Origin of the sequence: Secundilactobacillus paracollinoides DSM 15502 = JCM 11969 (assembly GCF_001311135.1) — a bacterium.
Classification (GTDB): Bacteria; Bacillota; Bacilli; order Lactobacillales; family Lactobacillaceae; genus Secundilactobacillus; species Secundilactobacillus paracollinoides.
Window position 1 is genome coordinate 1 of record NZ_BBAG01000073.1, and the last position, 10,964, is coordinate 10,964.

A 10,964-nucleotide genomic window follows, 5' to 3' on the forward strand; every position below is an offset into this window, starting at 1 on the left:
AGTCGGCTTACATGCAGCTTTCTGTTTTCCGAAACGCGTTTCGGCGTGGCTGCCAAGAAAGACTCAATAAATGCCTGCTTAAATCAAAATAACCCAAAAAAGAGGTCACACAAAAGTGGCCTTTTTTGTTGGTAATAAACACCTGCTTGTGAACGCTAAATCCATACCTTTCCAGCCATATCCGAACCCTTTCACAACTAAGTGTTCTTGCAACAAATAAGCCAAGTGCAATGCTAAAATAAGGCGATGAGTCATTATAGGATTGGGGGTCGGGGTTATGCTGCACACCTTAATGCAATCGATACGTGAGTATAAACGGCTGACGATTTTGTCGCCTATTTTAGTGGTTGCTGAAGCGGCTATTGAAACGTTTATTCCCTTTTTGATGGCGGCCATTATCGACCAGGGCATTCGGCCGGGAAACTTATCGCTAGTGGTTCACGTTGGCCTGTTGCTGCTGGTCATGGCCATGCTATCGCTGGTGATGGGCGCGGGGGCCAGCTGGGTGTCCAGCCAAGCAGCTGCTGGTTATGCCAAAAATTTGCGGCAGGATCTGTTCTATCATATTCAAACCTTTTCGTTTCAGAATCTGGATCGGTTTTCAACGTCAAGTCTGGTGACTCGGTTAACGACGGATATTACGAACATTCAAACGGCGTACCAGATGCTGATTCGAATCGCGTTTCGGGCACCATCGATGCTGATTTTCTCGATTATCATGGCGTTTACGGTAAATGCTGAGATGGCGTGGTTGTTTGTGATCGTCGTGCCATTCCTGGCACTCGCTGATGCTGATCGTCAGCAAATCACGCCCGCTTTTTCGGCAGGTCTTCAAACGTTATGACCAGCTCAACCGGGTTGTTCGCGAGAATTTGCGCGGTATCCGGGTCGTTAAAACGTATGGTCAGCAGGACGCTGAAACGGCAAAGTTCAAGACGGCTTCTGGCAACATCTTCAAGGTATTCTCCAAAGCACAACGCATCGTTGCGTTGAACATGCCGCTTATGCAGCTGGTCATCAACACCACGATGCTGCTCCTGTCCTGGTTCGGCGCCAAACTGATTGTTGGTCAACAGCTGGAAGTGGGCCAGTTCGTGAGCTTGTTTTCCTATAGTACATCGATTCTATTTAGTCTCAACATGCTGTCAATGATTTTCTCGCAGCTTTCCGTCTCTCAAGCCTCAGCCGAACGGGTCGTTGAAGTGCTCAATAGCGATTCGGCTATCGTGGACAAACCGACAGCGTTGACCAGCGTCGCAACCGGTGACATTGACTTTGATGATGTTTCCTTTCGGTACCCGGATACCAAAACGGATCAGTTGCAGCACATCGATCTGCATATTAAGAGCGGCCAGACGATTGGTATTATTGGTGAAACTGGGACCTCTAAGAGTACCCTTGTGGAACTGATTCCGCGTCTCTACGATGTCACCGCGGGTGCGGTTCGTGTGGCGGGCAACGACGTGCGGGACTATGACCTCAAAACGTTGCGGGACAACGTCTCAGTTGTGTTGCAACGACCACGCTGTTCTCCGGTACCATCCGCGATAATCTCAAGTGGGGTGACGCTTCTGCCACGGATGAAGAGATCCAGCACGCTGCCAAGTTAGCACAGGCGGATGGCTTCATCCAAACGTTACCGCAGGGCTATGACACGCCGCTGGAACAAACCGGCCAAAACGTTTCTGGTGGGCAAAAACAGCGACTGACAATTGCCCGGGCGTTATTGAAACACCCCAAAATATTGATCCTGGATAACGCGACCAGTGCGACCGACACCAATACGGAAGCAAAAATTTGGCAAGCCTTTCGCAATGAAATGCCGGATGTGACCAAACTCATCATCACCCAGCGACTAGGTGGTATCGTGGACGCCGACCAGATCCTGATCATGGCTGGCGGCCGGATCGCAGCAGCGGGTACACACCGTGACCTTCTGGCGACTAATGAGTGGTACCGGCAATTGTATGAGACGCAGACTAAGCGGGGAGGTGGCCAACATGACTAACGCAACGTCGAAAATGACGACAACACCGCAACGCCGCCAAACGTTTAAACGGTTGCTGACGCTGATATTCAGTCAGTATAAGGGGTGGCTGGTCGTCGCCTTTATTGCAATCATTATCAGCGCCCTTGCGGGGGTTGCCGGATCTCTGTTCATTCAACGACTGATCGATGATTATGTATTGCCTCTGATGCGCAGCTCGCATCCTAATTACGGGCCATTACTGGAAGCCATTCTCATTATGGCGGCACTATTTTATACGGGGGTCCTTGCAACGGTCGCCTACAGTCAGATTATGGCCGTTTTAGGACAACGGATCCAAAAGTCGATTCGGGACCAAATGTTTACGAAGATGGAGTCGCTGCCATTACGCTACTTTGATGAAAACGACTACGGCAATGTGATGAGCCGTTATACCAATGACGTGGATACGTTGACGCAACTGATCACCCAAAGCTTCCCACAGTTTATCGTGGCGACGTTTAACGTGGTTTTTGCACTGATTGCGATGGTGAGTCTGAGTCCAGCTCTTACCCTGATTTCGTTGCTGATTTTTGCAACTAGCATCATTATTGTGCGTTGGTTGACGGCACATTCCAGTAAATATTTCCGGGCTCAGCAGGCGTCCATCGGGAGTCTAAATGCCTTTATTGAAGAGATGTTAAACGGGCAGAAAGTCATTAAGGTCTTTTCTCACGAGGACGCTGTTAAGTCTGAATTTGACCAGTACAACGACGACCTGCGAAACGATGCGCGGCTGGCTAACGGGTTCTCGACAATGCTGTTTCCAATAATGGGCAATCTGGGTAATTTGCTGTATGTCTTGATTGCGATTGCTGGCGGGGCACTGGCTATCACGCACGCCAACTTATTGACGCTGGGAACAATCGCGGCGTTTTTGCAACTCAGTCGGTCGTTCAGTCAGCCAATTGCTCAAATTTCTCAACAGTTAAACGCCATTATTCAGGCAATGGCCGGCGCTGGCCGAATCTTTCAGTTGCTCGATGAAGCGCCAGAGGCCGATAGCGGTACTGTAACGCTGAAGAAGCAGGGCGAGGACTGGTACTGGCAGGATGGCACCACCCAGAAACCAGTGCGCGGTCAGATCAGCTTTAAGGACGTTAATTTTGAATATGCGCACTCGGATGCCGGACTACATGATATTAGTTTTGACGTTGACGCGGGCGAAAAGGTTGCCCTTGTGGGTGAAACGGGTGCGGGTAAGACAACGATAACCAATATGTTGAACCGTTTCTACGACATTGACAGCGGTCAGATCACCTATGATGGCATTGATATTACCCGAATCAATAAGGCTGCATTACGACAGTCAGTAGCCATTGTGTTACAGGAAACGCATTTGTTCAGTGGGTCGATCGCGGACAATATTCGGTATGGGCGGATGACTGCAACGGATGACGAGGTGGTTGCTGCGGCAAAATTAGCCAATGCTGACAAGTTCATTGAAACACTACCCGATAGATACGAAACCCAGATTACTGGTAACGGCAGCGAACTATCGTCCGGCCAACAACAAATGTTGTCGATTGCCCGGGCCGCAGTGTTGATCCGCCAGTGATGATTCTAGATGAAGCCACGTCTAACATTGATTCGCGCACGGAACAGCTTGTTCAAGTTGGGATGGATAATCTGATGAAGGGACGGACCACGTTTGCCATCGCGCACCGATTATCGACCGTGTTTAATGCTGATCTGATTCTTGTGATTGGCGATGGGCGGATCATTGAGGCTGGGACGCATGAGGCGTTGCTGGCTAAGCGTGGGAAGTATTATGAGTTGTATACTGGGGCACTTGGGGCTTGATAAGGACTATAAAAATAAGCACCATAGCAGACTACCTTATCGTTAATAGGGTGGTTTTCTATGGTGCCTATTTTTTACTGAGTGGTGGTGCTTACGGCTTTCTTGGCAGCGTAGCCGAAACGTGTTCCAGCAGGCAGAGGCTCCTTCCTAAGTAACTTCCGGCACCAAATCCAAACCCGGGATTTGATGCCGAAAGTTACTTAGGCTCCGCCCTCTAACCGCCTGCTTCCACACTCTAACAAAAAAAGCCCGTAAAACAAACTGCTTTACAAGCTCCTCTAATTACTTCTTGTTCTTGAGCCACTTTTGTAAGTCGGCTACTTCTTTTTGGCGCTTTTCGTCCTTCTTTGCATTAACGGGACGACGGCCTTGTACTCCATGTGGATGTGCTTTTCTCATGTGTCTAACCCTCACTTCAAAAAAATATTAATCAATCATTTAATTATTTTACCGCAGAATGGGGGTGAAATGCAAGGTTGGATTTGGGTTCTCTGGAGGTTTACTGGCTTTTATTTTGAAAAGGCAACGCTGTGTTACTTTTTTATAGGAGATTTTCTCCTGCACACTAAGAGGCGAATGACTAACCGTTGATACATTCTGCCATAAGTCCCACCTAAAATTATAACGGTTTAGTTAATTATCAATGACACCAAATCTGGGGTGTAGACGGTGTGTTATGATGAATTTAAATTGTTTTTTGGGGTGAACACTATGCAGGTAGTTATGCGCCGTTGGGTGAAATGGTGGCCGATTATCATCATTTTGATCAGCGGGCTGTGTGTGCTGGGAATTGCACACGATGACGGGATTTATAAACAGTCAATTATGAAAATAACGGCCGTGAAAACAACGGCTAATGACAAGCAATCCGATCAATTTGAAAATAAGGATCGGCAAATAACGCAACGGGTGACCGGAACGATTACGAATGGTCGAGATAAGGGTGAACGTCTGACTATTAATAACACGTATATGAAGTCGCAAGCTACGACGCAGGCGTACTATAAGCATCAGCATGTGTTTTTGACCCTGCACCGGCACGACGGTAAAATTACCAGTAGTACGATATCAGTCTTGAAACGAGATACGTCGTTGGCGTTCATGGTGTGGTTGACGCTCAGTGTGCTGCTGATTCTCATGCGGTTCAGTGGGGCCATGGCCTTTTTGAGCGTGGTGGTCAACGCGGTGTTGTTTGCATTTGCGGTCAATTGGAATGCGGACACACAAGGCAGCAAGGTGCTCTTCATATTCGGGTTGCTGGCAGTCGTTTTTGCGGCGTTAACGTTACTGATCGTCATCGGGCCGAACCGGCAAATGGTGATGACGTTGATAACGACCATATGCGGGACGGCGATATCGATCGTTATCGCGTTGCTAGTCTTCATGTTTACTAATGAAAAGGGCGTCTACTATGAATCCATGCAGTACGTCACCCAGTTACCCAAGCCATTATTTTTAGCTGAAACCTTATTGGGGTCGCTGGGAGCGGTCATGGACGAATCCACGGACATCATTGCTTCACTGACGGCCTTAAAGGAAGAACGGCCGGATGTGACCGCCAGCCAGATCTTTAAGTCTGGACGGCAAATTGGCGGTGAGATCATGGGACCGCTGATCAACGTGCTGTTCTTTATCTTCGTGGCGGACACCTTACCACTCGCGTTGCTCTATTTTAAAAACGCAAATTCGTGGGGATACACGTTTAATATGACCATGTCACTTGGTGTGATCCAAAGTCTCATTAGCGGAATCGGTATCGTTTTGACGGTCCCGCTGGCCTGCGGAATCACAAGTATCATGTTAGGGGGGAGCAAGCCATGGGCACGATTACGGCATTAGGATTAGTGTTATTGATTTCAATGGTGCTCGTGAGCGGCATGCAGGGGCTACAAGCATTTTTAAGCCTGCTGTTTAACTTCGGTGCACTCTTCTTCGCCATTGTGCTGATGGCGTTTCATTTAAACCCAATCGTGGTGACATTGGTCACAAGTGTCATTGTGTTAGCGATGACGATCTTTCTTGGCGGCAGCATGATTACAGTACGGAGGTGGCGTTTTACGCGTCACTCATTGTGCTTGTGGTGCTCGTGCTGGTAATCGTTCCGGTAGAACATTGGGCACAGATTCAAGGGTTCGGTCAAGAAGACAGTGAAGACCTGGAAGGGATGTCTAACGTGTTGGGCATCAACTATCTGCAGGTGGCAATGTCGACCGCTATCCTGAGCACGCTGGGTGCCATAGCGGAGGCGGCAATTGCTATTTCCGCAGGGTTGGCTGAGATTTTGGAACAGCACCCGCAAATTGAGCTTAAAAACCTCCAGGGTGCCGGCTTACGGATCGGTAAACAAATTATCGGGACGACGTTTAATACGTTGTTCTTCGGCTTCTTTGGCGGTTTCTTGGCCCTGTTCATCTGGTTTGCGAGCGTGCACTACTCGTTAGGCGAGATATTGAATGATCGCATATTTGTTGGCCAGATCTTGATGGTCCTATTCTCAATGGTGTCGGTGATTGCAACGATTCCGTTGACGACAACGGCGATGATGTTTCGGGTGAGGAGAATGAGGTAGAGCGTGGAAGAAGGCGGTTAAGGGGCGGAGCAGAAGGGACTCTGGTCAGAAAAGTCCGGGCCTGACTTTTCTGACCAGAGTCCCTTCTGCAGTAGCCCCTTGCCTTCTGGAACGCGTTTCAGCTACGAGGCCTAGAAGATTTCAACGCTAAAAACCAAAAAACGTCCCCTGCTAAGCATCTCAAACGAATGCATAGCAGGGGACGCTTCCTACACGTAGGAACTATCAAACCAGCAATACAAACCAATCCAACCGATAAACAATACCAACCAAAAAGGAACGCCAGCCTAACGCTGACGTTCCTTTTAAGTTATTCTGATTAATTTGAGCTTGAGCTAGAAGCTGTCGTTGAGCTAGCCGTTGTGGTGCTGCTTGAACTAGAATCCGTTGTCGCACTTGAACTTTATGCAGCCGTTGTCGTTGACGGTAAGTCAAAGGCATCGGAGTAAGCCCAATATTCTTTAGCGCCCTTAGCGGTACTGGTGGTAAAGCGATACCAAGTGCTGCCTTGAGGATCCCGGATACCCTTCATGTTGATGTACACGGTCTTACCAGCCTTAGCGCTGATCGATGACCACTTGTACGTCTTCATGTTGGTGTAGGCGCCCTTAACGTGATTGTAAAGCTTGTACTTGCTGTATGAGCTAGAAAGGGTAGCCTTGGTAGACTCACTCGTGTAGGTTGCTTTGTTCAAAGACGTCGAAGCAGCGGATGATGACGATGATGAAGTCCCGCTGTTGTAGTAAGCTTTAACCAAGGTGTAGAACTGAGCCATGGTATAGGCTTGACCAAACAGTCCCTTTACCATCATAGGCTGCATCATTTGGCTTCAAGTTATATTCATGAAGCAGGTATGCGGTATACCAAGCGGCGTTCGCAATTTCATGTGCAGAGGCTGACTTGCTGTGGACTTCGATCTGTTCGAACTGAACAAACCGAGCGTTACCAGGGTAACCAACGCCCCAAGCAAGGTAGTTGGTGTTCGCAATGTTGATGATACGACTGGCATCAACGAAAGAGTGCACGAAGGCGTTATTGTAATTCTTCTTCATGTAGGCAATTTCGTTGTAGATGGTTGAACTTGGGTTAGCCGTTTCGTGAACAACGACCCCTTCAGGCTTACCGTAGCCATTACGATATTTGTTTTTTGGAAAACCACTCCAGATACTCTTTGTAATTGAAGCAGGTTTGATATCTTGACTAGAAATATAGTCATTCAATTTTGACGAACTTGCATGTGCAGTTGTCGCGCTATGTGTGCCGACCAACCCAACCGTAACGAGGGTTAGCAAACCGGTCATTAATAATGGTAATTTTTCAAATCTATTCATCCCTCTAATTTTAGTTTCATTTATTTTCTGCATGAACGGCTAATTCATTTTCTGTGGGTTATCATACCGAGTATTTGATTGAAAAACAACAGGGAAGCTTGGAGTGCGGGCTTATATTACAGGTGTAGGGGCTGTTTTGACGGGAAAAGGTGGGGAAGGTTTCAATCTTGTTAAGAGTAAGTAACAAAGAACGCAGAGAGCGCGGAAAAAGGGCGTTTAAAGAGCGGAGCGTAAGGGGACTTTGTCGAAAAGCCCGAACCTGGCTTTTTGACAAAGTCCCCTTGCGTGCAGCTCTTTGCCCTTAGGGAGCGCGTTTCGGCTATATAGCAGAGAAAACCAGAAGCCAAAACAACCCTATAAAAAATACCCACAACAGCCTCCCCTTACGTACAGCTCTTTGCCCTTCAGGAGTTTCGGTAATATAGTCGAGAAAAGCAGAAGCCTAAAAAACACAAAAAAAGCACCCAGCCAAGTCACCCCTTAAAGGTAACAATAACTACGGTGCTAATCGAAAACAAACCTATAGTGCCTTAGCCGCAACACTATCATCAGGTGCTTCCTTCGCCAGTTTTGCTTGGCACTCATCACACAGGCCATAAACTTCAATGTGGCTGCTGGTGATCTTATACCCAGACTGACGCGCGGCTTCGGTCTGAATCATTTCTTTAATTTTTGGAAAGTTAGGGTCGAAAATATCGGTTACTTTCCCACAGTTCTCACAGATAGCGTGATAATGGGGGCTACCAAAGAAGTCGTAGCGGACACCGCCGTTCTCATTTGGAATTTCAATAACGATCCCCATCTCCACAAACAGATTGAGCGTGTTGTAAATGGTTGACAGACTCAAACTACTCATTTGTGGAGCCAGTTCTTGATAAATGACTTCCACAGCCGGGTGGTTATGGTGCGTAATCAGGTAATTTAAGATGAGTTTGCGTTGTGGCGTGATACGGACATGTTTGTCCCGTAAGGTCTTCAGCGCAGTATCAAGGGCTTCGTCTGCCAAATGCGGTTCCTCCTTTGAATTATTATTAACACCATCATAAGTCAGATGTTAGAATAATTCCAATATAACAGATGCTTTTTTAAGATTATTCCAAATTAATCGTATTTTTAATTAATTTAGACTATTTAACGTTAATTTAATCAACAGTTCGCTGCAACGTTGTGCCATTTAGTGCAAATCCGTTCTGTATAAGCAGGGATTTTAATGGGTCGTCAGCTGAACTAATCAGCGTTTGACGATGTAATTCCTTGTCAGCAAATGCAGCGGTGTGGTCGCCTAATTCACGCACCACCTGCGCAGCATCAGCATCCGGCGTTAAGTTCAACAGTAACGTGGCTGTATCCGGGGTATCGTTTAACTGGGTCAGGCCAATAATACCGTCAAACTGTTGGCGGGCCTTATCCTGAATGCCCCAGATCAGCGCCTGGTTTTGCATCACCGTGCTCATTTGCCGGTTCACGTAATCAGCCGTCTCAACCACTGTCTCACCAGCATGGGTCTGCTGGCGCAACTGGTTAATATCCGTCAGCTTAAACTGGGTCAGCCAATCCAGCTGGTAGTGGGCGGTCATAATGGGATGATATCTTTCAAATTGAGCCAAAATTGTCGGCTCCTTCCTTACTAAAAGTACGATAAAAGTTAGTGTACCACATCTGTGTAAAAATGTAACTTAAATGATTAATTCATGTCGCTTTCATGGTTTATGATATAATGAAAGGGTTAACAAACTTGTAAAAATAGGAGATCGATGACGATGATTGAAAAGCTTCTAGTCGGAACTTATACCCATAAAAACAGCGAAGGCCTCTATGAACTTGAATTAGATACTGACACCAAAAAATTACAAAACTTGACGCTGGTTGGCCGGTCAGGGAACCCAACGTACTTAGTCCAATCTAAAGCCAACAAGGTTTACGCAATTGATGCTGAATCTGCTGATGGCAAGAAAATTGGCGGGTTAAAGGCGTTTGACGCCAGCACCCGTCCATTTACGGAAATTGGAAAATACTTAGCGGATGGGACTTCACCAGCCTACGTCACGGTGGATGAAGCGCGTCAACTTGTTTATACTGCGAACTACCACATGGGCGTTGTAACGGTGTACAAAATTGCGGCAGACGGTACGCTGACCCAGACGGATCAAGCGCAACATACAGGTAATGGTCCGCGTCCTGAACAACAGGATGGCCCACACCCGCATTTTGCTGATCTGACGCCGGACAACCGCATCGTTGTTTGTGATCTTGGAAATGACACTGTGTACGTTTACGACGTGACCGATGCCGGTAAGCTGACAGAAGTTTCCCGCTTTAGCTGTGAGGACGGCTTTGGCCCACGGCACATTGTCTTCAACCCAGAAACGGATAAGGCATATTTAGCCGGTGAACTTTCAAGCAAGGTATCAGTGCTGGACTATGATCGGCAAACAGGAAGCTTTAGTCTTGATCAAACAATCAAAACGATTCCAGACACATGGACAGAACACAACGGAGCCGCAGCGATTCGTATCACTAGCGACCACAAGTACGTCTACGTCTCAAACCGGGGCTTCAACTCACTGGCAACGTTGGCAATTCAATCTGATGGCAGTGTGAAACTCATCGACCAAACGCCAGCGGAAGGTGATTTCCCACGGGATTTCAACTTCAACAGCGATGAATCCTTTATCGTGCTGGTCAACCAGAATACAGACAACGCAACGTTGTACAGCCGAGACGCCGCATCAGGCAAACTGACGGTGGTGCAAAAGGATGTGCAGGTGCCGGAAGGGGTTTGTGTGAAGTTCGAGTATTAGAGCGTGGAGGAAAACGGTAGGAAGCGGAGTGTAAGCCAACTCTGGTAGAAATGCCCGAACTTGGCATTTTTACCAGAGTTGGCTTACATGCAGCTTTCTGTTTTCCGAAACGCGTTTCGGCTTAAGGACAGAGAACCACATAGAAATGCCCGAACTTGGCATTTTTACCAGAGTTGGCTTACATGCAGCTTTCTGTTTTCCGAAACGTGTTTCGGCACGGTTGCCAAACAAGACAATAGAAGAAACAATCTAAAATAAACGCGGTTTTTTATACCGATTATTAAGCGCACCTAATCTCTGGTACAGCACTCTTGCGAGATTGGTTGACAGTGCAGAGTTCAAATCTATACTACCATTTAACAAAGTATCATTTTTAAACCCAAAAAATACCAAGGCAAGGGGAACCCCAAGGCCTTCGGTATTTACCTTGTCTT

Annotated in this window: 7 protein-coding genes and 3 pseudogenes; 5 read left to right on the forward strand and 5 right to left on the reverse strand. The window is 47.4% G+C overall.

What is annotated here, in order from left to right; all coding sequences use genetic code 11:
* Positions 1–277: 277 nt before the first annotated feature.
* The 4 genes and pseudogenes from JCM11969_RS14635 to JCM11969_RS14650 all read left to right on the forward strand — a co-directional run bounded on the left by JCM11969_RS14635 (position 278) and on the right by JCM11969_RS14650 (position 6,398).
* Positions 278–2,008: pseudogene (locus JCM11969_RS14635) on the forward strand (ABC transporter ATP-binding protein).
* A pseudogene (locus tag JCM11969_RS14640) lies at positions 2,001–3,829 on the forward strand (ABC transporter ATP-binding protein). Before JCM11969_RS14635 ends, JCM11969_RS14640 begins: the two co-directional pseudogenes overlap by 8 nt.
* Positions 3,830–4,540: 711 nt before the next feature.
* Complete coding sequence (locus JCM11969_RS14645; protein ID WP_054712301.1) at positions 4,541–5,668, forward strand: YibE/F family protein; 1,128 nt, start codon at positions 4,541–4,543, stop codon at positions 5,666–5,668.
* Positions 5,647–6,398 (forward strand): annotated as a pseudogene (locus JCM11969_RS14650) (YibE/F family protein). Before JCM11969_RS14645 ends, JCM11969_RS14650 begins: the two are co-directional and overlap by 22 nt.
* A 403-nt stretch (positions 6,399–6,801) precedes the next feature.
* Here the strand turns inward: JCM11969_RS14650 and JCM11969_RS17285 are convergent.
* The 4 genes from JCM11969_RS17285 to JCM11969_RS14665 form a co-directional block, all read right to left on the reverse strand.
* Positions 6,802–7,209, reverse strand: a complete 408-nt coding sequence (locus JCM11969_RS17285; RefSeq protein WP_156319393.1) for a hypothetical protein — start codon at positions 7,207–7,209, stop codon at positions 6,802–6,804.
* Complete coding sequence (locus JCM11969_RS17290) at positions 7,148–7,729, reverse strand: peptidoglycan recognition protein family protein (protein ID WP_082409403.1); 582 nt, start codon at positions 7,727–7,729, stop codon at positions 7,148–7,150. The genes JCM11969_RS17285 and JCM11969_RS17290 overlap by 62 nt, the downstream gene beginning before the upstream one ends.
* Positions 7,730–8,249: 520 nt before the next feature.
* On the reverse strand, positions 8,250–8,735 hold the full coding sequence (locus JCM11969_RS14660) for a Fur family transcriptional regulator (RefSeq protein WP_054712294.1): 486 nt from the start codon (positions 8,733–8,735) through the stop codon (positions 8,250–8,252).
* A 136-nt stretch (positions 8,736–8,871) separates the two neighbouring features.
* On the reverse strand, positions 8,872–9,336 hold the full coding sequence (locus JCM11969_RS14665; RefSeq protein ID WP_054712297.1) for a hypothetical protein: 465 nt from the start codon (positions 9,334–9,336) through the stop codon (positions 8,872–8,874).
* A 153-nt stretch (positions 9,337–9,489) separates the two neighbouring features.
* Between JCM11969_RS14665 and JCM11969_RS14670 the strand changes: the two genes are divergently transcribed.
* Complete coding sequence (locus JCM11969_RS14670; protein WP_054712299.1) at positions 9,490–10,530, forward strand: lactonase family protein; 1,041 nt, start codon at positions 9,490–9,492, stop codon at positions 10,528–10,530.
* Positions 10,531–10,779: 249 nt separating this feature from the next.
* Here the strand turns inward: JCM11969_RS14670 and JCM11969_RS19360 are convergent.
* Positions 10,780–10,964, reverse strand: a 185-nt coding sequence (locus JCM11969_RS19360; protein ID WP_225353330.1) for a hypothetical protein, incomplete at its 5' end; no start/stop codon positions are given.